20 protein-coding genes are annotated in these 23,093 nt (G+C 37.5%); 2 read left to right on the forward strand and 18 right to left on the reverse strand.

The genetic code is table 11. The features are described 5' to 3' along the window. Positions 1–25: 25 nt before the first annotated feature. The 10 genes from AAIE21_RS05715 to AAIE21_RS05760 all read right to left on the reverse strand — a co-directional run bounded on the left by AAIE21_RS05715 (position 26) and on the right by AAIE21_RS05760 (position 12,187). Complete coding sequence (locus AAIE21_RS05715; RefSeq protein WP_343265845.1) at positions 26–1,432, reverse strand: replication initiation and membrane attachment family protein; 1,407 nt, start codon at positions 1,430–1,432, stop codon at positions 26–28. Between the two features lie 306 nt (positions 1,433–1,738). Continuing rightward, positions 1,739–2,200 carry a transcriptional regulator NrdR gene (gene nrdR / locus AAIE21_RS05720; RefSeq protein WP_001203688.1) on the reverse strand — a complete coding sequence of 154 codons (462 nt, stop codon included), beginning with the start codon at positions 2,198–2,200 and terminating at the stop codon, positions 1,739–1,741. Positions 2,201–2,382: 182 nt separating this feature from the next. Then, positions 2,383–2,766, reverse strand: coding sequence for an adenosylmethionine decarboxylase (gene speD / locus AAIE21_RS05725; protein WP_006096185.1), 384 nt, complete (start codon positions 2,764–2,766; stop codon positions 2,383–2,385). 391 nt (positions 2,767–3,157) lie between these two features. After that, on the reverse strand, positions 3,158–4,186 hold the full coding sequence (locus AAIE21_RS05730; RefSeq protein WP_343265846.1) for a glyceraldehyde-3-phosphate dehydrogenase: 1,029 nt from the start codon (positions 4,184–4,186) through the stop codon (positions 3,158–3,160). A gap of 109 nt (positions 4,187–4,295) precedes the next feature. After that, positions 4,296–4,898, reverse strand: a complete 603-nt coding sequence (coaE, locus tag AAIE21_RS05735) for a dephospho-CoA kinase (RefSeq protein ID WP_343265847.1) — start codon at positions 4,896–4,898, stop codon at positions 4,296–4,298. Between the two features lie 52 nt (positions 4,899–4,950). Further along, positions 4,951–5,583: a sporulation membrane protein YtaF gene (ytaF, locus tag AAIE21_RS05740; protein WP_343265848.1), complete on the reverse strand. Its 633-nt coding sequence runs from the start codon at positions 5,581–5,583 to the stop codon at positions 4,951–4,953. An 82-nt stretch (positions 5,584–5,665) separates the two neighbouring features. Then, a complete protein-coding gene (gene mutM / locus AAIE21_RS05745) occupies positions 5,666–6,496 on the reverse strand; it encodes a DNA-formamidopyrimidine glycosylase (RefSeq protein WP_343265849.1) in 831 nt (276 codons plus the stop codon). A 12-nt stretch (positions 6,497–6,508) separates the two neighbouring features. Next, positions 6,509–9,142 (reverse strand): DNA polymerase I, encoded by a 2,634-nt coding sequence (gene polA / locus AAIE21_RS05750; RefSeq protein WP_343265850.1) that lies wholly within the window; start codon positions 9,140–9,142, stop codon positions 6,509–6,511. Positions 9,143–9,714: 572 nt separating this feature from the next. Further along, positions 9,715–11,478: a two-component system histidine kinase PnpS gene (gene pnpS / locus AAIE21_RS05755; protein WP_343265851.1), complete on the reverse strand. Its 1,764-nt coding sequence runs from the start codon at positions 11,476–11,478 to the stop codon at positions 9,715–9,717. Then, on the reverse strand, positions 11,471–12,187 hold the full coding sequence (locus AAIE21_RS05760) for a winged helix-turn-helix domain-containing protein (RefSeq protein WP_343265852.1): 717 nt from the start codon (positions 12,185–12,187) through the stop codon (positions 11,471–11,473). Before AAIE21_RS05760 ends, pnpS begins: the two co-directional genes overlap by 8 nt. Before the next feature lie 171 nt (positions 12,188–12,358). On the opposite strand from AAIE21_RS05760, the gene AAIE21_RS05765 reads away from it, so the two are divergent. Continuing rightward, on the forward strand, positions 12,359–12,682 hold the full coding sequence (locus tag AAIE21_RS05765; protein ID WP_343265853.1) for a YnfA family protein: 324 nt from the start codon (positions 12,359–12,361) through the stop codon (positions 12,680–12,682). A 41-nt stretch (positions 12,683–12,723) separates the two neighbouring features. Here the strand turns inward: AAIE21_RS05765 and AAIE21_RS05770 are convergent, their stop codons facing one another. From AAIE21_RS05770 to AAIE21_RS05790, 5 genes are all read right to left on the reverse strand, one after another. Then, on the reverse strand, positions 12,724–13,197 hold the full coding sequence (locus tag AAIE21_RS05770) for a MaoC/PaaZ C-terminal domain-containing protein (RefSeq protein WP_343265854.1): 474 nt from the start codon (positions 13,195–13,197) through the stop codon (positions 12,724–12,726). A gap of 217 nt (positions 13,198–13,414) precedes the next feature. After that, on the reverse strand, positions 13,415–14,353 hold the full coding sequence (gene mdh / locus AAIE21_RS05775) for a malate dehydrogenase (RefSeq protein ID WP_343265855.1): 939 nt from the start codon (positions 14,351–14,353) through the stop codon (positions 13,415–13,417). A 21-nt stretch (positions 14,354–14,374) separates the two neighbouring features. After that, complete coding sequence (icd, locus tag AAIE21_RS05780) at positions 14,375–15,667, reverse strand: NADP-dependent isocitrate dehydrogenase (protein WP_343265856.1); 1,293 nt, start codon at positions 15,665–15,667, stop codon at positions 14,375–14,377. A gap of 161 nt (positions 15,668–15,828) precedes the next feature. Continuing rightward, a complete protein-coding gene (gene citZ, locus AAIE21_RS05785) occupies positions 15,829–16,977 on the reverse strand; it encodes a citrate synthase (protein ID WP_343265857.1) in 1,149 nt (382 codons plus the stop codon). Between the two features lie 385 nt (positions 16,978–17,362). Beyond that, positions 17,363–17,824 carry a DUF441 domain-containing protein gene (locus AAIE21_RS05790; protein ID WP_343265858.1) on the reverse strand — a complete coding sequence of 154 codons (462 nt, stop codon included), beginning with the start codon at positions 17,822–17,824 and terminating at the stop codon, positions 17,363–17,365. 409 nt (positions 17,825–18,233) lie between these two features. Between AAIE21_RS05790 and ytvI the strand changes: the two genes are divergently transcribed. Beyond that, on the forward strand, positions 18,234–19,352 hold the full coding sequence (ytvI, locus tag AAIE21_RS05795) for a sporulation integral membrane protein YtvI (protein ID WP_343265859.1): 1,119 nt from the start codon (positions 18,234–18,236) through the stop codon (positions 19,350–19,352). A 249-nt stretch (positions 19,353–19,601) separates the two neighbouring features. On the opposite strand, the gene AAIE21_RS05800 is transcribed toward ytvI, so the two are convergent. From AAIE21_RS05800 to pfkA, 3 genes are all read right to left on the reverse strand, one after another. Continuing rightward, entirely contained in the window at positions 19,602–19,991 is a 390-nt protein-coding gene (locus tag AAIE21_RS05800) for an FxsA family protein (RefSeq protein WP_343265860.1), read from the reverse strand. 295 nt (positions 19,992–20,286) lie between these two features. Then, positions 20,287–22,044 carry a pyruvate kinase gene (gene pyk, locus AAIE21_RS05805; RefSeq protein WP_343265861.1) on the reverse strand — a complete coding sequence of 586 codons (1,758 nt, stop codon included), beginning with the start codon at positions 22,042–22,044 and terminating at the stop codon, positions 20,287–20,289. 53 nt (positions 22,045–22,097) lie between these two features. After that, complete coding sequence (gene pfkA / locus AAIE21_RS05810; RefSeq protein ID WP_343265862.1) at positions 22,098–23,057, reverse strand: 6-phosphofructokinase; 960 nt, start codon at positions 23,055–23,057, stop codon at positions 22,098–22,100. Between the last annotated feature and the right edge of the window lie 36 nt (positions 23,058–23,093).

Here is a 23,093-nt window from a genome sequence, read left to right on the forward strand (position 1 = left end):
CTCAAAGAGCGTTCATTCTCCTCTATTAATCACGCTTATATTTTTTCAACTCTTCTTCCAATTTCTTTCTTTCTTCTTCTAGCTTGCTCGGATTCCCTTTCGAACTTGCACGTTTTTGTGATTGTTCTTTCGGTTCTTCCTTCGCTTCTTCCTTGAGCCAATCTGGCACCATCTCTGTCCGTACTGTTTTCTTTGCTGTACGACCCTTCTTCTTCGTCTCAGCCCACTCTTGATATTGACGATTCTCTTCCTTCGCTAAAGCCATCGCTTCTGATACGGTACCAACCTTTTTTCGTGCCCAATGTCCTGCAATTTTCTCAACATACGTTTTAGCCAGTTTCATATCAGAACGAAGCATAACATAATAAATGAGTACGTTGACAACACCAGGCGCTAGTTTCTGATTCAACATCACTTCTTCTACAATTTGCAAATCCGCTTTTGTCGGCTCTGCTCCGCCCGAGATTTCTTTTAATAATTGTTTCGGTGAAATTTCCTCAAGCTCTTTGATCAGCATTTCTTCTTGCGTAGTTGGCTCTTTCTCTTTCATCGTACGCGCAGAATGAGGCTGCACCCGTTCACTTAATATCGGAAGCGCTTGACCGTTTTCAAATTGATACCAATCACGTGCTCCTTTGCGAAGCCTTTCCATATCAATTGTTTGTACTTCTGTCATTGTACCAAGAACTATATTTTGCATCGATAGCACATCGACTCCATACACGTAGGCTAGTGTAATGACACATTCACGTACTTGATCCGTAATTGCCTTTCTTGGGACAAGCGTCGACAACCCTTCTACAAATAAGGAAAAATCGAAGAAATCATTCCAAACCTTAGGAGCAGTCCCCTTCTCATTTCCAGGCATCATTGTTGTCTTCGGAATACGAAGCTCCTCTTGCGCATGTTCAAATTGACTTGGGTTAAATGAACCAAATACATCATTAAAAGAATGTGTAACATTTTCATACGAAGTAAAGTCGAACTCTTCTTCTAAGAAGTATTGCTTGACTTGATTATATTTCGCCCGGCTTAATCTGTTGTACAAGAAAATACTTAAAACAATATCATCAAAAAATTGTTTTGGAGATAGCGGTGGCTGCAATTCGTATATAAACATTCGAATATCTTTTTCTTTTTTTATATATACGTTTAAAAGCCCAATCGCTTCTAATTTCACCCGTTCTTCATATACTTCAGGAAGCTGCATTTGCATTGTCACCATAAGGGAGTGATGTGTATTCTCTTTTCCAAATACACGATCCTGCTCTAGCTCTCCCCACAGCGTCATGTATAAGCTAAAAGCCTTGCTACCCACTAGTGGTTGATATAACATTGTTAATACCTTACGATCGTAATTATGTAGCAATCCTTTTGCACTTACTTTATAACGATCGATCGGCAACAGCTCCATCCATGACTGTTTTTCCATTCCCTGCAATTCCTTTCTTTTGTCCATTCTACGTATATAACTTATTAGTAAAAAAGAGCTAATAGCTTACGCTTCTAGCTCTTTTTCACGTAATTTGCGGGTTCAATTCTTCCACCAACTCCAAAAGAAATGAAGCGAAAAGACAGCCACCGCGAATCAGAGTTTTATCCCGCATTAACGGGCAGTAAGATCCCCGCCTCAAGATTCAGAGAGAAACAAGGAAGATAGGTGGGGAATCAACTGCCTGTAAAAGCCCGATTGGTGAGGGCTGGAGAATCCCCCCACTGATTAAAGTTTCACTTTATCTTATTCTCTTTCTTTTTGCAGTATATCTTTTAATTCTTCGATGAATACATTTAAATCTTTAAATTGACGGTATACAGAAGCAAATCTTACATAAGCAACATCGTCAATATCTCGAAGTGCTTCCATTACGATTTCACCGATCATATCACTTTTCACTTCTGATATTCCTAAATTACGAAGCTCACGCTCTACGTTTTGCGTTACTTCTTCTAATTGTTTTAATGATACAGGTCTTTTTTCACACGCTTTAATTAATCCACGCAAAATCTTTTCTTTATTAAACTCTTCTCGTGTTCCCTCTTTTTTGACAACAATAAGAGGTGGTTCTTCTACTCGTTCAAATGTCGTAAATCGATTTAAACAACTTTCACACTCTCTTCTTCTTCGAATGGAGCGCCCCTCATCTACCGGACGTGAATCCAATACTCTTGTACCATTATGAAAACAGGTTGGACAACGCAACTCATTCACTCCCTTCCAATTTAATCTTCATTCTTCTCACTTCACCTACATGTGAAAATATATATACAATATTATATAACCTATTTGTCTACGCTTACTACTTATCAATACTTCAATTTATATAAACTAAAAAAGAGGTGCATTATACACCTCTTTACATTTTAAATCAATTATGTTCTTTTTTAAAGAGCTTTTGTTTCTCTATGCTTAATTTCGAAGCTACCTGTGCCTCGAGGAAGCTCGATGCTCTCTCTCGTTTTTGCATTTAAACCTTCTGCAATATATTCTGCAGCAACATTTGGATCAATACGATCCCCACAAGTATAAACATCAATACTTGCATAGCCGTGTTCTGGAAAGCTATGAATTGTTAAATGTGATTCCGAAATGATTACAACTCCACTTACACCCTGTGGTGCAAATTTATGAAAAGCAACCTCACGTACTTCAGCACCAGCTCTTAGTGCTGCATCCACAAATAATTGTTCAATAAACGGCATGTCGTTAAGCTTGTCGAAATCGCAATCCCAAAGTTCAGCGATTACGTGACGACCCATCGTGTCCATAGTATCCATTCTACAGTTCCCCCTCATAAAAATTTAATCTAACTGTTCGAATTGAAAACTAATTTGCAATTTGGCTTGCTCTACTACCACGGGGGAAAGTTAGTCCAGAGAGGTCCTAACCCTTTAAGTAGTAACTACGTACCTCAGCTCTTAAGTTTACGAGTGTTAGTATACTTTGTTTATTTTCATTTTGCAACAACAGTTTTTTCGATTTTTTGTCATATTTTCTTCTTTACTTTTCCCAAAGAAAAATAATTGATTCACAAATACAGTAATCACAATGGTTTCTCCTATGTACCACCCATCAAGATATACTGATATAATTTTTTCCTTTTTCAGAAAAAAACATAAAAAAAAAGAAGACAAGCAATCGCTTGCCTCCTTTTTATCATTAAATATGTTGTACACTTTCTTGTTTCACTAATTCAGTAACAACTAAATTCACAAGATCTACAACACGACGAGAGTAACCCCACTCGTTATCATACCAAGCAAGTACTTTCACTTTACGTTCACCCATTACCATTGTAGATAAGCCGTCAATGATAGCAGAATGTGTATTTGTATTAAAGTCGATAGAAACTAAAGGTTCTTCGCTGAACTCAATAATCCCTTTCATCGCACCGTTTGCCACTGTTTTAAACGCTTCATTAATATCCTCAACTGTTACATCACGTTTTACATCTACTACTAAGTCAACAAGAGACACGTTTGGTGTTGGAACACGAAGTGCCATTCCGTGAAGTTTTCCGTTTAAATGCGGAAGAACTTTCGCTAATGCTTTCGCAGCACCAGTTGTTGTAGGAATAATAGACTGTCCACAAGCGCGTGCTCTTCGTAAATCTTTATGTGGGTTATCAATATTTTTTTGGTCATTTGTATAAGCATGAACGGTTGTCATTAAACCGTTTTCAATTCCAAACTTCTCATCTAACACCTTAACAACAGGTGCTAAACAGTTTGTTGTACAAGATGCATTTGAAATAACAGTGTGTTTTGTAATATCTAATTGATCTTCGTTTACACCAACTACAACTGTTATATCTTCATTTTTACCAGGTGCTGTTAAAATAACTTTTTTCGCCCCAGCTTCCACATGAAGTATCGCTTTTTCTTTTGCATTAAATTTACCAGTTGCTTCGATTACAACTTCAACACCTAATTCTTTCCAAGGCAATTCTTTTGGATCGCGGTTGTTTAAAAGGCGAATCATTTTCCCATCTACTAATAAATGATCTTCAAATGCTTCCACTGTTCCGTCAAACTTGCCATGAACTGTATCATACTTGATTAAATGTGCTAATGTTTCTGATGGATAGCTTGCGTTGATTGCTACAATTTCGAATGCGCTTTCTTTTATTGCTTGACGAAATACCATTCTCCCAATACGTCCAAATCCATTAATTGCCACACGAATCATAATATGTTATCCCCCTTGAATGCGTTATACTATTTATCTCCAATCCCAATAATAGTATAACACAAAAAGGAGATATGTCACTAAACATTTTCACTAATTTCATAATTTTTTAGTTAATGATGTTCCACTCTTTTAAAATGACCTGTAATTGGGCTTTCGTCTCAGCAATTGTGCCATCATTATAAATAACTTTATTAGCTAATGTCACTTTCTTTGCTAAAGACATTTGCGAATCAATGCGTGCTTTTGCTTCCTCTTCTATAAAGCCATTTCGCTTCATTAAACGTTCTAATTGCGTACTAGGGGATACGGCTACAACTAAAATTTGATCAACTAGTTCCGTTAGCTTACTTTCAAATAAAAGCGGAATATCTAACACAACCGCTTGCACACCTTCTTTTATGTACATATCCTTCTGAGTATTCATTTCTTTGCGGACAGCTGGATGAACGATTTTGTTTAAACGCAATCGTTTTTCTTCATTATGAAATACAATACTCCCAAGCCTTGGGCGATCAAGTGCCCCATCTGCTTGCAATATTTCTTCACCGAATACCTCTACAATTTCTTTATATGCTTCTTTACCTTGTTCTACAACTTCTCTCGCAATAATATCTGCATCAATTACAGGAATGCTTAGCTCACGAAACATTTGTGAAACCGTACTTTTTCCGCTTGCAATACCTCCCGTTAAACCAATAACGATTGTCATTATATTGCCTCCTCATGAATAGAAGCGTGAAACTTATGTTCCACGCTCCCACTTACATCTTCCAAATCCCAATAATAATGAGTAAAATCCCAGGTAGGAACGTAAATTTTTGTAACCATCGCATATTCGATAAAACCGTTCCTAGCCTCATTCCGATAAACAAAAACAAAGAGCTCATAACGGCAACTAACACTGCCATCATAGCAGGTGTATACCCAAGTAAGGATGCACCAATTCCTGCTCCAAACGAATCTATCGAAAGAGCGATACCTAAAAGCAAAGCTTCTCCACCAGAAATTGTGCCTGATTTATCAAAATCGGCAACAGTCGGTTTCCGTAAAATTTGAATAACTAATCCAAGCGAAGCAATTTCTAATTTCCAAACTTTCTCCTCTTGCTGCGGTTCGTCTTTTTTATCACTCCGAAAAAACTGATACAATACCCACGCTCCAATGGCCACTAAAACGATTCCTCCAATGCGCGTTGCAATCACTGGAGAAAACACCTTAGCAATCATATGCCCTATCCCCATCGATACAAGCATAACAGCCGCTGAACACATTCCAATAATGAGTATCGATTTTAACGGAATCCGCACGCTCCGCAGGCCATAAGTAAGCCCTACACTACAGCTATCCAAACTTAATGTAAAAGCTAATAAAATAAGAGAGAAATAATGATACATCGGTAAGCTCCTTCCCTATACATAGCTTTGCTGTATGTATATGACAAATGCCTATCCGATGTTATTAGAAAAAATATCTTTCTTAGCCTTTTAATTGACACATAGGACAATAATGTGTCCCTCTTCCACCAACAACTATCTTTTCAATCATGTTCCCACAAGTGACGCATGGTTCGCCTTTTCTTCCATATACATTTAGAAGCTCTTGGAACGAACCGATTTGCCCTTGCGAATTGATATACGTTCTAATCGTACTTCCGCCGCGCTCAACAGCCTCTGTTAATGTAGCAACGGTTGCCGCATGAATCTTTTCTATTTCAGCTTTCGTTAAAGACGAAGCTTCTCGTTCCGGATGAATCCCGGAACGGAATAAAACTTCATCCACATATATATTACCAAGCCCAACTAAAAGACGTTGATCTAGCAATACAACTTTTATTTTGCGGTTTGTTTTTTGCAACCTTTCTTGCAAATACCTCGGTGTCAGTTCAGCATCAAACGGCTCAGGTCCTAAATCAGCAAGTGGCATTTGGTCGAGTTCTTCACCCTTTTTAAAGAGATGCATCGTGCCAAACTTTCTTACATCTTTATAGTGTAACTCTGTACCATCTGTAAACTGAAAACGTACATGCGTATGTTTATCAATTGGCTCATCACCTTCATGAAGTAAATATTTTCCCTCCATACGTAAATGTGAAACAATTACATACTGTGTTACATACAGAAGTAAAAACTTACCTCTTCGTTCAATCCGTTCAATCGTTTCACCGCGCAGCATTTCTTTAAAAAATTCTGCATCATCCGGTCGCTTTACTAATTTTGGATATGTTACAATCACATCTTTAATTATTTTTCCCGTTACAAGATTTTCAAGTGTCCTTCTAACATTTTCAACCTCTGGTAGTTCAGGCATTCAATCACTTCCTTATTTTGCATCATACCAAGTCGGACCAGAAGAATAATCCACTTTTAGCGGAACAGCAAGTTCAATGGCATGTTCCATTACTTCAGGTACAAGCTTCTCTAGTTTTTCCACTTCTTCTTTTGGCACTTCAAAGATCAATTCATCGTGTACTTGCAGAAGAAGACGTGCTTGTAATCCTTCTTCTTCTAATCGATCCGCCATAATAATCATCGCTTTTTTTATAATATCTGCCGCACTACCTTGAATTGGTGTATTCATCGCAGTCCGCTCCGCAAAGCTGCGCAAATTAAAATTACGACTCGTAATTTCCGGAATATAACGACGACGATTTAATAATGTAGAAACGTAACCTTTTTGCTTCGCTTCTTGTACAATCTCATTCATATACTCTTTCACGCCAGGGAAGCTCGCGAAATACTTTTCAATAAATTCCCCTGCTGCTTTCCGTGTAATTCCTAAATTTTGTGAAAGCCCATAGTCACTAATACCATACACAATTCCGAAGTTAACTGCTTTCGCCTGACGTCTCATATTCGATGTTACTTCACCTTCCGAAACGCCAAATACGTCCATTGCCGTTTTTGTATGAATGTCCATATCATGCTGGAACGCTTCTACTAATCCTTTGTCTTTTGCAATATGTGCCAGTACGCGCAGTTCAATTTGTGAATAATCCGCAGCATACATAACCCATCCTTCAGTTGAAGGAATGAAGGCTTGGCGAATTTTTCTCCCTTCTTCTAAACGAATCGGGATATTTTGTAAGTTTGGATCTGTAGAACTTAATCGTCCTGTTTGTGTTAAAACTTGATTAAAGCGCGTATGAATTTTAGATGAATCTTCATGAACGACTTTTAATAATCCTTCAATATATGTCGAATTTAATTTTCCTAATTGACGATAATGTAAAATCTTAGGAATAATTTCATGATGATCCATTAACTTGTCCAGCACATCAGCTGACGTAGAATATCCTGTTTTCGTCTTTTTAATAACCGGTAAGTTTAAGTTTTCAAATAGAACAACGCCGAGCTGCTTTGGTGAGTTAATGTTAAACTCCGTCCCAGCAAGTTCATAAATCTCTTGTTCCATTTCTTTCAGCCTTCCAGCAAGCTCATCTCCCATATTACGTAAGCGCTTTGTATCAACCTTCACACCTTTTACTTCCATTTCAGCTAATACACGCGCAAGCGGCATTTCAAGCTCTGTAAACAGTTCATATTGTTCATTGTTTTGTAGTTCTTCCACAAAGGATTGTTGCACATCATATAAGACATGTACCTTTCTAGCTACATGTTCTGCAACTACTTCTTGTTCTGGAACTGCACGTTTTGCACCTTTTCCATATACTTCTTCATCAGATTTAACGGCGTGCGTTTCTTTCATTTTCGCTACGGCACGGAAATCTTTATCTGTATCAGCTGAATCAAGTAAATACGCAGCAATTAATAGGTCAAAATCAATCCCCCTGATTTCTACACCTTTCCACTTAAGCGCAACAATTGCACGCTTTGCATCAAACGTATATTTTCTCATTTCATCATCTGCAAGCCACTTCGTAAAAGCTTCAGATTCCAGTGCAACATCGCTTGGAATGAAATAACAGCCATTCTCATTTTGAATACCAAACCCTTGAATGTCCGCTTTATGATAGTTATCTTCTTGTACTTCTACCATAATCGCACTATCTTGCTGAAGCATTTCGTCTGTTACTTCTTCTGCAATCTCAAATGAAATATCGTCTAATTCAGCCGGCGCTGTTTCTTTAGGAGTCGCACCGAGCTTATTTAATAGGGAAGTAAATCCTAAATTCTCGAACATTGGAATGACATCACTTGCTTCATATCCTTTATATTCAATATCATCTACATGCACTGTAACCGGTGCATCTGTAATAATTGTTGCAAGCTCTTTACTCATAAGCGCTTGCTCTTTATTCGCCTCTAATTTCTCTTTTAATTTCTTTCCACTCACTTGGTCTAAGTTCTCATATACTGCTTCTACTGTTTCAAATTGCGTTAACAATTTAATCGCAGTCTTTTCACCAACACCCGGTACACCTGGGATATTATCGGATTGATCTCCCATTAGACCTTTCATATCAATAATTTGCTTTGGTGATAAGCTATATTTCTCAAAAAGAGCTTCTGTCGTATATTCGTCTACTTCTGTAATCCCTTTACGCGGAATACATACAAGCGTATTGTCAGAAACAAGCTGAAGTAAATCTTTATCTCCAGAAATGACTTTGACATGAGCACCTTGTTCACTCGCTTCTTTCGCTAGTGTACCCATAATGTCATCTGCCTCATAGTTCTCTAACTCATAGCGCGGTACGTGAAACGCGTCTAACAGTTCACGAATAAATGGGAATTGCTCTGATAACTCAGGCGGCGTTTTTTGACGTCCTCCTTTATATTCACTAAATGTTTTGTGACGAAATGTTGTTTTACCCGCATCAAACGCAACAAGCATATGCGTTGGCTTTTCTTCTTCTAATATTCTCATTAACATCATCGTAAAACCATAAATTGCGTTCGTATGTATACCTTTGTCGTTATTTAAAAGCGGCAGTGCAAAGAAAGCACGATACGCGATATTATTTCCATCGACTAATACGACCTTTTTTTCCAAATCAGAAACCTCCCCATACAAATTTAAAACGATTTTTTATATAGAAAAAACCGCCTTTTCCTTCTCTCTATATTAACACGACTAGGAGAGAGAAGAAAAATAACGGTTCTTCTTATGACATATATTTAGGCATTAAATGAAGATGCTGTCGCAATGTCCTTATGTCGAATCATTCTAATAATTTGACATAAGTTACAAGAGATATTACGTTTTTACAGAAAAGGGAAGTGACGAGAATAGAGCACTATTCTCGTCCAAAACTACTCCTTGGATGAAGGGGTTTTCATGTATTATATTAACAGGACTTTATTAATATTTAATGAAGCTATTGTTAATATAATGTAAATATATTCCGTCCAAGGCGTTTCATATATAAACCCATATTAAAAAACCGACATAAACTTTTTCTTTTTAGGAGAGAGCATCCGTCCATGCATAGAAGCGGTCAGATCCTCTTCCTGCCCCATGCCGAGTTAAAACAGAAAGAGAAAACGAGCGCAAGGTTACCTATTGTCCTTCATAGCAGCGACTTATCTGCCTACGAATAGCGAGACAAAAGCTTCGCATTATCATTACTCCTCCAAATCCGATTTCGGTAGAGAAACTGTAAAAGTCGTACCTTCTCCTACTTTACTATCCACAGTAATCGTCCCTTGATGCGCTTCTACTAAATGTTTTACAATCGATAACCCTAGACCTGTACCACCTGTATTGCGGCTTCTCGCTTTATCTACACGATAAAAACGTTCAAAAATACGTGGGATTTCTTCGTTACTAATCCCAATTCCTGTATCAGATACTTTTATATAAGCATTATGCTCATCCTCTAACATCTCTACAGAAACCGTCCCACCGGCTGGTGTATATACAATGGCATTATTAACTAAATTGATAAAAATTTGCTTTAATCGACTCGGATCTCCTATTACAGATACACGTCTCAGTACATCAACTTGCAAATAAATCTCTTTCTCTTGTGATTTATTTTCTAATACCATCTTGATTTCTCCGAGCAATTCTTTCATATCAACAGTGCCCATGTTTAATTTAAAACCTTGTTGTTCAATCTTGGATAAATCCAATAAGTCTTCGATTAATCCTTGCATGCGCTCACTTTCCTTTAAAATAATATGCAGGAAGTGTTCACAAAACTGTTGATTTTCCATTGCACCATCAAGCAATGTTTCAGAAAACCCTTTAATAGAAGTGATTGGCGTTTTCAGCTCATGTGAAACGTTCGCTAAAAAGTCTTTTCGCATTTGCTCTAGTTTCTTTAGTTCTGTTATATCGTGGAATACGAGAACAATCCCTTTCCACTCATGATTCGTCCCAATAATTGGTGCGCCATATACTTCAAAGTGCTTTCTTTCAATTCCAAGCGGCAGCAGCATTTGCTTCCGCACTTTTACTTCTGTCATAAAAATTTCTTCCACAAGTTCAATGATTTCCGCATGAAGAAACGCTTCATAATATAAGCGATCTAAATACTCTTCATCCGTTACATGAAAGATTTCTTTATACGAACGGTTTACAAGACTTATATAACCACGGCTATCAATCAAAATCATACCGCTTCCCATATTTTCAATCAATGTATGTAAACGATCTTGTTGCATTTCCTGCTCTAATGTCATTTCTTGTAAATTACGCGCTAAAATATTGATCGCCTTGCTTAACATTCCTGTTTCATCCGAATGATTTTCATAAGCACGCGCCTTATAGTTACCCTTCGCCAATTCAATCGCTACCTTCGTAACGGACTCTATCGGACGGATATATTGACCTGTAATTTTCACACCCAGAAAAACAACGACAAGACAGGCAATCACAAATCCTATAATTAATAACCCCCACGTTTTTTGATGAACATCTTTCAAAGGAGCTATCATGCTTTTTATAAGAATATATCCTTGCTTACCATCTGCATCTTGAACAAATACCGCATGGTGAAATATATTCTTATCATTTGTTTCCTTCGTAATCACTCTATTTTTTTGTTTTGCTGTTTCGGAGGAAAGCTCCTCAATTGTCGCTTGATTGAATACACGTTCTTTATCTTTACTATATTTGATCTTCTTCGCTTCATCAGTAAATAGAATTGAAACAGGAACTTGCTCTTCTAATTTTTCAAATATGTTCGGCATTTTTAAAACATGATCAATGCCTTCTGCCTCTACCAACGAGGCAACATACCGCGTCTCTTTTACTGTTCTCTCTTTCGCATGATCAATATAGTAATTCTCAAACACTGTTTCCAAGAGTACTCCTAGTCCAACTAAAATAAGAATAATAAGAGAAACAAATGTAAAGAGAAGCCTCGAGCGAAATTTATTCATCCCCCTTTGGCTCCTCTAATTTATAACCTAATCCACGAATTGTTTTAATGTATGCTGGTTTTTTCGTATTCTTTTCAATTTTATCTCGCAAATGACTAATATGAACATCGACGATTCTTGTATCACCAGCAAAATCATAATTCCATACAGCGCTTAGTAACTGATCACGTGTTAACACACGTCCCTTATTCCTTGCTAAATATACAAGTAACTCAAATTCTTTCGGCGTTAGTTCTAACTTTTCTCCTTGGAAATACGCCTCATAAAATTCGGGTAAAATTTTCAAATCAACAATATTGATACTATTTTCATCCTGCACTTCTGGAACTTGTTCATCTTGCAATTTCGTACGACGTAAAATCGCCTTCACACGCGCTACAACTTCCCTTGGGCTAAACGGCTTTGTCATATAATCATCAGCCCCAAGCTCAAGCCCTAACACTTTATCAAACTCGTCATCTTTCGCTGTTAGCATTAAAATAGGTGTCATAATACGTTGCAAACGTAATTCTTTACACACTTCCATACCATCCATTTTTGGAAGCATTAAATCTAATATAATCAGATCCGGACGTTCCGTTGTTGCTTTATGAAGCGCTACTTCACCGTCCATCGCTGTTATAACTTCAAACCCTGCTTGCTGCAAATTAAATTCAATTAAAGTTAAAATAAACTCCTCATCATCAACAACTAAAATTCGATTACTCATTCTCTTCCTCCAAGTTATAGACTTGAAACCTTCTTCATCCTAGTATTTCCCCACTATTCCCATCATACTAGAAAACAATCCCCCTCTCAATAGAATTGTCCATTCACTAAGTTTGATTGTGATATAGTTATGCAGGAAAATATATCTAATAGAAAGAGATGGTACATATTCATGTTTAAAGCAGCTGTTATTTTCATTCTTGCTGGACTGGCTGAAATTGGTGGTGGTTATCTCATCTGGAAATGGATACGAGAAGGTGGCTCCATCTGGTTCGGCCTAATTGGAGGGATCCTTTTATGTTTATATGGCGTACTTGCCACATTCCAAGTATTTTCTAGCTTCGGACGTGTATACGCGGCTTATGGTGGCGTTTTTATTGTCATGAGTTTACTATGGGGCTGGGTGATTGATAAGAAAACACCTGATGTATTCGATTGGGCTGGTGCAGCCGTTTGCCTTGTCGGTGTATTCATCATTCTTTGGCCACGTGGCTAATACATAGAATAGAAAAACAGGTGAGAAATCACCTGTTTTTCTTAAAAATTATCTAATGCTTTTTCTAAACTAGAAGCCGATTTGTAAGGCGGCGCTACTGTTAATACACCTTTTACAACCACTGCTTCCTTTTCATCATAAGCAAATACACGCATATCAATCGTATGTTCCTCTCCCGAAACAGCTACAACTTCAAAATGAATTTGCAAAGTTTCATAATGATGCACAGGCTTCACAAAAGTAAGATCCTTCCTAACAACATGACTGCCTGGACCTGGCAAATATTTTGTTACCGCTGTTGTAACCATCCCCGTTAACATAATGCTTGGTACAATCGGTTTTTCATACGGAGTTTGGGATGCGTAATCATGCTGGATATATAATGGATTTGAATCATTTGTTAACCCTAAATACAGTAACAGATCTTTATCCTCAATTTTTTCAGTGATAGATAATTTTTCCCCTACTGTAATCTCATCCATTCGACGACCAATTTGAACTTTTTTCTTTAACATGTTACAATCCCCCTCCAAGTTTTATTTTATTATCCTACCAAAAACAATATATTATCCGAAATGCTACTATAATGAGGGCAATGTATATTATCAGTCTATGTTCCCATTGTAGGATACAAAAAATGATAGCGTTTTCATATTATTTCAAAAAAACAATCCAGTAAATAGTAGAAAAAGATTCGGGATTCCGAATCTTTTTCCTAACATATATTTTGTATTAAGAAAGAACTTTCATAACGTTACGTACAGATTCTACTGAACGATTTAACGCTTCTTTTTCTTCTTCACGAAGTTCTAATTCAATAATTTTTTCAATTCCGTTACCACCTAGAATTACTGGTACACCTAGGTAAAGGTCGCTATAGCCATATTCACCTTCAAGGTATGCGATAGCTGGTAGCACGCGGCGTTGATCTTTTAAGATTGCTTCAGTCATTTCAACTAAGGAAGCAGCTGGCGCGTAGTATGCACTACCGTTTCCTAGTAAGCTTACAATTTCACCGCCGCCTTTACGCGTACGTTCCACAATTGCTTCTAAGCGCTCTGCAGGAATTAATGTTTCTAATGGAATACCACCTGCATAAGAGTAACGTACAAGAGGTACCATGTCATCACCATGACCACCAAGAACGAATCCTGTAATGTCTTTTACAGAAAAATTCAACTCTTGTGCGATGAATGTACGGAAACGAGCTGTATCTAATACACCAGATTGGCCGATTACGCGCTCTTTCGGGAATCCAGCTTCTTTAAATACAGAATATGTCATTGCGTCAACTGGATTTGTTAACACAACAATAATTGCGTTTGGTGAATGTTTGGCAATATCTTGCGTGATACTTTTCATAATTTTAGAGTTGGTTGCTACTAAATCATCACGGCTCATTCCTGGTTTACGTGCAATCCCTGCTGTAATAACAACAACGTCAGAATCAGCAGTATCTGCGTAATCAGATGTGCCGATAATGTTAGCATCAAAACCTTGTACAGGGCTTGCTTCTAACATATCTAACGCTTTCCCTTTTGTTGGATTTTCCAGTTGTGGAATGTCCACTAATACAACATCAGCAAGTTCTTTTTGAGCTAATAAGAAAGCTGTTGTTGCTCCTGTAAATCCTGCACCGATGACTGATACTTTTTTGCGTTTGATTGTCATAATTTCTCCCCCCACTTTAAATTATGCGTTTTTGATTACGGCTAAGTCCATATTGTTAATAAGGGCATCAGCAAATTCAGAACATTTCACTTCAGTTGCACCATCCATAAGACGTGCGAAGTCATATGTTACCACTTTTGAAGCAATTGTTTTTTCTACTGAAGCAGTTACTAATTTCGCAGCTTCATTCCATCCTAAATGTTCTAATAATAATACTCCTGAAAGAAGAACAGAAGATGGATTTACTTTATCTAAACCTGCATATTTTGGAGCTGTACCATGTGTCGCTTCAAAAATAGCATGTCCAGTAACATAGTTAATATTTGCACCAGGTGCAATACCAATGCCACCTACTTGTGCTGCAAGCGCATCAGAAATATAATCACCATTTAAGTTCATTGTTGCAACAACATCGAACTCACGTGGACGTGTTAAAATTTGTTGTAAGAAGATATCTGCAATAGAATCTTTTACAATGATTTTACCAGCTGCTTCAGCTTCTGCCATCGCTTTATTCGCTACATCTTTACCATCTTTCTCAACAATGCGGTCATATTCAGCCCAAGTAAATACTTTATCGCCGAATTCTTGCTCCGCAACTTCATAACCCCAGTTTTTGAAAGCACCTTCTGTAAATTTCATAATGTTTCCCTTATGAACTAATGTAACAGAAGAACGTTTTTCGTTAATTGCATATTGAATTGCAGCACGAACAAGACGCTTTGTCCCTTCTTCTGAAATTGGTTTAATACCAATTCCTGATGTTTCTGGGAAGCGAATTTTGTTTACACCCATTGTTTCTTTTAAGAACTCAAGCACTTTTTGTGCTTCTGGAGATCCTTGTGCATATTCAATACCAGCATAAATGTCTTCTGTATTTTCACGGAAAATTACCATATCAGTATCTTCCGGACGTTTTACAGGTGAAGGAACACCTTCAAAATAACGAACTGGACGTAAACATACGTATAAATCTAACTCTTGACGAAGCGCTACGTTTAGAGAACGAATACCGCCACCAACAGGAGTTGTAAGTGGGCCTTTAATCGCGATTAAATATTCACGAATTTCATTTAAAGTCTCTTCTGGTAACCACTCGCCTGTTTTATTAAATGCTTTTTCCCCTGCAAGCACTTCTTTCCAAACGATTTTCTTCTCACCGTCATAAGCTTTTTCAACAGCCGCTTCTAATACACGAGATGCTGCTTTCCAAATATCTGGTCCAATTCCATCTCCTTCAATAAAAGGAATAATCGGATTGTTTGGTACATTCATAACACCATTCGTTACAGTAATTTTTTCTCCTGTCGTCACTGTGATAACCCCCATGTTTGAAATTTCATATGTGTGAAACTGAGGGAATAAAACCCTCAGTTCAAACCGTTAGTCAAATTAAAATATTCCAATCATTACATCTTTCCCAAAAAATCTGACTTTTGAAAGCGTATTTACACTATCCAAATAGTGTTTTTAGCTTATCGTTGTGCCAGTGGTACATAACGTTGATGCGTTGGTCCATTGTAATCAGCGCGCGGACGGATTAAGCGGTTATTTTCATATTGTTCTAGAATATGAGCTAACCATCCTGACATACGGCTAATTGCAAAGATTGGTGTAAATAAGTCATGATCAATTCCTAAACAATGGTAAACAGAAGCAGAATAGAAATCGACATTTGGTGGAAGACCTTTTTCTTTTGTGACAATGTCTTCGATTTTGATAGACATATTATACCATTTTTCTTCCCCTAAAAGCACGCATAATTTCTTAGACATTTCACGCAGATGTTTCGCACGAGGATCGCCGTTCTCATATACGCGATGGCCAAATCCCATAATCTTCACTTTATTTTGAAGTGCATTATGAATATAGGATTCTACATTTTCTTCTTCGCCAATTTCTTTTAACATCTTCATTACATTTTCATTCGCCCCACCGTGAAGAGGACCTTTTAATGCGCCAATTGCTGCTGTAATACCAGAATACACATCTGAAAGTGTCGCAACGCACACACGCGCTGTAAATGTAGAAGCATTCAATTCATGATCCGCATGAAGCACAAGCGCTTTATCAAAAGCTTCAATTTCCACTTCATTTGGTTCGCGGTCATTTAACATATAGATAAAGTTTGCAGCTAATGATAAATCTTTTCGTGGTTCAACAACTTCTAAACCTTTACGAATTCTTGCATACGCTGCAACAAGAGTACTTACTTGAGCCTGTAATTTAACCGCTTTCAAATAATTGGACTTTTCATCCATTAATTCAGCGCTCTCATCGTATAATGATAACATGGAAATCGCTGTTCGTAAAACAGACATCGGATGTGCAATCTTTAAATCTACTTGTTTTAAGTATGTTAAAATCTCACTCGGAACTTTAGAATATTCTGACAGAGTTTCTTTTAACTCATTTAATTCCTCTTCGTTAGGAAGCTTGCGGTGCCATAATAAGTATACCACTTCTTCAAACGTAGCATTTTCCGCTAAATCATCAATATTATACCCAACATACGTTAATGTATCATCAATAATTGAACTCACGGATGATGTTGTTGCTACTACCCCTTCTAAACCTCGAATAACAGTCATGACATTCTCTCCTTTTCCTGAAAATTCTCCCAACCTTGCTCCCTTGTATCCATTCGCTTCCCTTCTAGATTATGAACGCCCGTTCACTCTTTAGGCAAGCAAAATGCACGATCATGCAAATTTGTTGTGATGTTCCCATCTTGTTGTTCCGTTGCTTTATTAAAGCATGAGCGTGAGTTTCTCCCCGAATCCTCACGCCTAGAACAACAGATGGTGAGGAAAACTAGTTTCGAAGAGTTTATGATAAAAACAACATAAAACAATATCAGAAGAAAATTACTTTATGTTGTTTTTATTTTATATGGTGTAAGTCTTCGTTGCTATGTAGCCTTTATGTGTCTTCTAATTCTATTATAAACAATTATCTGACTTTTGTGAATGGAAAGAATTCAAAAAATTTATATTACTATAAAATTCCTTATTTAAACATCTGTATAATGTTCATCACCGCATAGGCAATTCCCGCTCCAATTAACGGTCCTACAGCAACTCCATTAAATAATGCAACCGCTATAATTGTTCCAAATACGAGAGCAGTTGTAATATGAGGATCGCTCGTCAATAACTGTACCCCTCCTTTTGCCAAGAGAGCAACCGCTATCCCTGAAGCTAAGGCAATCCATGCATAATAAGATTTTGTCGCTTCACCGAGCTGCTTAAATCCGATTTCACCCGTAGCAATCGGAACAAGAACGGCAATCGTAATAACCGTCACACCAAGATTAATTCCTTTTGTTTGTAAATATGGAAGAAGTTTATCCCCTAAGAACGTCCACTTTAATAAAAATAAAACGCTAACTGCTACAGTAAGCGATTGATTTTTAGCAATAAGTCCAATAATAAGTAGTATGAATAAAAATAACGTTGATTGACTAATCATGATTACACTTCCTTTCTGAAAATAATGAACCTGTTTACAAAATAAATTGCTGTTAAACATATCATTATACACGCTATAGACGAAAATACTCATCGATCAATATAGATGATATATACAAACTTCCAATACTTTAAATAAGACTGCATTATGAGATGTTTATAATTTCCAAGAAGGAAAAGCACTCTTCTTTCTTTTCTTATAAGAAACAGGTAAAATAAAAAGTAACTCAAGTGAGACACTCATCAAACAGTATTAAAAATATTTTTGCTGTTGATTAGCCATCACCGTCAAGCTATTTGCGGACAGATTACTTCGCACCTCAAAACGAGGCAACCTGTCCGCAAATAGCAGGATAAATCCATCATTCCACTATAGCATAAATATCATTTGGAATGGGAGGTAGGCACATTTGAATCGAAATTCACTGTATATCGTATTACGACTTATATTTGTCATTTTAGCAACGATAATTGGGTTCTATGCACTTCTATATGTTTCAGGTCTTATATACCCTTTTATTATCGCATTAGCTTTTGCTTATTTAATCAACCCAGTCGTAAATTTTCTTAATCAAAAACTACAATTCCCCCGTGCCTTAGCGGTACTCGTCAGCTTAATTCTCGTGTTCGGTGCCATCGTTGGACTTGTTACATACCTTGTGACAGAAGCAATTTCCGCCACAACTTACTTACTGCAAGTCGTCACAGAAAAGTTTCCAGCAATTGTACAGTATGCACAGCAATTTGCACTCAATAATATTATGCCTTTATACGATGATTTAATTTCTCAATTTAATCATCTAGGTGAATCACAACAATATACAATCACACAAAACATTCAAAATCTAGGAACGGAAGCAACAAAGCAGATGAAAGAGCTGTTAACCGCTATTATAAGTGGATTAACAAACTTCATCAGTGCACTTCCAACGACTTTAACAGTTCTTGTCTTCGTCTTATTAGCAACTTTCTTTATTAGTTTTGATTGGCATACACTTGCTCATAAAGTAAAACGATTGCTTCCAAATCGCGTACACGGATACGGAAAGACTATTTTTGTCGATTTACGAAAAGCATTATTCGGATTTGTAAAAGCGCAGCTCACCCTTGTATCTATGACAACCGTCATTGTACTAATTGGACTATTAATTTTGCGTGTACCATATGCCATCACGATTGCAATCATTACAGGAATTGTGGACTTACTTCCTTATTTAGGAACAGGAGCCATTTTTGTTCCTTGGGTTATATATGTATTTTTCACAGGCGATACAGCTTTCGCAATCGGTTTACTTATTTTATATATCGTTGTCATTGTTCAAAGGCAAATCATGGAACCAAAAGTGTTATCATCCAATATCGGACTCGATCCATTACCAACACTTATCGCACTATTCGTTGGGTTTAAGCTATATGGTTTTTTAGGGTTAATCATTGGTCCAGTCACATTAGTACTATTAAACACATTGCACAAAGCCCATGTATTTCATGATTTATGGAAGTTTATTAAAGGTCCACCACTAAAATAAATTTTTCACTCTCATCCAAGTCTTACATTCAAGTTTTCTTCAAAAAAATAAAACAAGGGAATTATCCATAACAAATGGATAATTCCCTTGTTTTTTGCGTAAAATGGCACTTTTACTGTTAATTTTACATTTTTATTCCGTTTCCTACATTTTTATTATTCCCTTTTCTTCCTTTTTCTACAAATGAATAAATATACATTTTATGATTCGACAAAAAAATAACACTTAGAACGTTTCATGTTCTAAGTGTTATTTTTGTACTATAACGGTTGTATTCCTTCTCAATTTCCACTCTAACCATTTCATTACGAAAGGTTTAAATAACTTTCTTGTTATCGGAAAGATGAAAGCAAATCCTATCACATCTGTTACATACCCAGGAAGTAATAAAAGCACCCCTCCTACAAAAACAAAGATCCCGTCCAGTACCGCATCACCTGGCATCTCACCCCTGTTCAACCTTGATTGAATTTCTTTCAGTACCTTAAATCCTTGTTTTTTCGCTAAATAAGCACCAACAACACCTGTTAATACAATCATAGCAAACGTCGACCATAGACCAATTAAATGACTAGAGCCAATGAGCACAGTTATTTCAATTGCAGGGATCAAAATAAAAAGAAATAGAAGCCACTTCATACCCTCACTCCTTTCCTTTGTTATATGTAAGGTAAAGCTCCTTCATTTCGTTCAAATAAAAACTAAGCTACCCATCAGAGGGATGCTCCTCAAACTGCCGAAACTAGCCCTTATCCCTCGTCCGATAAGCACACAAGGGTTTCCCCTTCCACATCAAAAAAAATCCCTCTCAAAGAGCTTTCGAGCTTCAAAGTACCAATTCAAGGGTTGGCCTTTTTTACTTTTCTAGAGTGATTTTCGTATTTTAATTGTAAAAAAAAGAGAAGGACTCCCATCCTTCTCTCCATATTACTTCTTATAGCACTTCCGCATGTCCATTATAAACAATTCCGCGCGCTGCATCAACTGTTACTTCTTGGCCATTGATTAAAGTACTAGTTACACCTTCAACACCAACGATAACCGGAATACCGATTGATACACCTACAACAGCTGCATGGCTTGTTAAGCCACCTTCTTCTACAACTAGAGCTGCAGCTTTTTCAATTGCAGGAATCATATCTTTATCAGTACTTGTTGTAACAAGGATATCACCTTCTGTTACGTTCGCTACAGCTTCCTCAGCTGTTTTTGCTACAACTACTTTACCCTTTGCAGCTTTACGACCAATCCCTTGTCCTTTAGCAATTTCTTCACCAACAACATGGATTTTCATTAAGTTTGTTGTACCAGTTTCAGCAACTGGAACACCAGCAGTAATTACAACAGTATCTCCAAGTCCAATTAGACCTGCATCCATACCTGTTTGAATTGCAGTATCTAACATTTCATCAGTAGATGCTGCACGTTTTCCAGCCATAAACGCTTGTACACCCCAAACAAGCGCAAGACGACGGCCCACTTGCTCGTCAGATGTTACAGCTACGATTGGAGATTTCGGACGATATTTAGAGATCATTTTGGCCGTATGACCACTTTCTGTTGGAGCTACGATTGCAGCTACATCAAGAGCAAGCGCTGTGTGTGCAACAGATTGGCTAATTGCATCTGTAATTGTTGGCGCGAACTCTTTAATACGTTTTTTGAACATATCTTCGTATTGTAATGATTTTTCAACACGTACTGCGATGTTTGCCATCATTGTTACTGATTCTACTGGATATTGACCCGCTGCAGTTTCACCAGAAAGCATGATTGCATCTGTACCATCAAAGATTGCGTTTGCTACGTCACTTGCTTCCGCACGAGTTGGACGTGGGTTACGTTGCATAGAATCTAACATTTGTGTTGCAGTAATAACTGGTTTACCTAACACGTTACATTTTTTGATTAGACGTTTTTGTACTAATGGCACTTCTTCTGGCGGAATTTCTACACCCATGTCACCACGAGCTACCATTAAACCGTCAGAAACTTCTAAGATTGAATCGATGTTATCGATACCTTCTTGGTTTTCGATTTTTGGTACGATTTGGATGTACTGTGCACCATGCTCTTCTAATAATTCACGGATTTCTAATACGTCAGCTGCTTTACGAACGAAAGATGCTGCGATGAAATCAACTTTTTGCTCGATACCGAAGACGATATCTTTTACGTCTTTTTCAGTGATACCAGGAAGCTTAATGCTTACGTTTGGTACGTTAACACCTTTTTTATTTTTTACAGTTCCGCTGTTTAATACTTTTGTACGGATGTTTCCGTTAGCTTTCTCGATTACTTCTAGTTCGATAAGACCGTCATCGATGAGAATGCGAGAACCTGGGTCTACATCATCATAAAGACCAGCATAAGATACAGAGAACTTCTCCGCAGTTCCTAATACTTGCTCAGTAGAGATAACTACTTCTGCACCTGTTACAAGCTCAGCTTGCCCGTCTACGAAGTCATGTGTACGGATTTCTGGACCTTTTGTATCAAGTAAGATTGCAACTGTTTTACCAGTTTTCTTTGACGCTTCACGAATGTTTTTAATACGAGCTCCGTGCTCTTCATGGCTACCATGAGAGAAGTTTAAACGAGCAACGTTCATACCCGCTCCGATTAATTGCTCTAATTTTTCAATACTTTCACTAGCAGGACCTATAGTACATACAATTTTAGTTTTACGCATATTGCACCTCCGAAAATTATGAAACCGTTCCCAAATATTAGACATTAAGTCGATTAGATGGATAATTCTTTAGATAATTGATACATATCTTTATCAATCGTATGCTTTTGAGCTAACGCTTCGATAATGTCATGATCAACAAGTTGATTGTTTTGGATACCTACGCAGCGTCCACCTTTACCCGCAATCAACAGTTCAACTGCTCTTGCGCCAAGACGACTTGCTAATACACGGTCTTGTGCACTTGGTGACCCACCACGTTGCACGTGACCTAATACAGTTACGCGAGTATCAAAGTTTGTTGCTTCTTCGATATGTCTACCGATGTCAATTGCACTTCCAACACCTTCAGCTACAACGATGATACTATGCTTTTTACCACGCTCACTACCGCGTTTTAAACGAGCAATTACATCTTCCATATCATGATCTTCTTCTGGAATTAAGATTGTTTCTGCACCATCAGCTAAACCAGCCCATAATGCGATATCTCCAGCATGTCGTCCCATTACCTCGATAACATATGTACGTTCATGAGATGTAGCTGTATCACGAATTTTATCGATCGCATCAATAACAGTGTTTAACGCTGTATCGAAACCGATCGTGAAATCTGTTCCAGGAATATCATTATCAATTGTACCTGGTACACCAACACATGGGAACCCTTGCTCTGTTAATTTTTTAGCACCTTGGTAAGAACCGTCTCCACCAATAACAACAAGTCCTTCAATACCAAGTTTCTTTAATTGCTCGATTCCTTTTAGTCGTACTTCTGGGTCTTTAAACTCAGGACATCTTGCTGTATATAATTTCGTACCACCACGGTGGATAATATCGCCAACAGAACCAAGTTCTAATTTTTCAATGTGACCAGAAATCAATCCAGCGTATCCATGGTAAATACCATATACTTCTATATCATGGAAGATCGCTTTACGAACAACTGCACGAATGGCAGCATTCATACCAGGTGAATCTCCACCACTTGTTAATACACCAATACGTTTCATTTGTACTCACCTCATAAAGATTATTTGCCTTATAAT

The organism is Paenibacillus sp. 102 (assembly GCF_039549175.1).
Lineage (GTDB): Bacteria > Bacillota > Bacilli > Bacillales > Bacillaceae_G > Bacillus_A.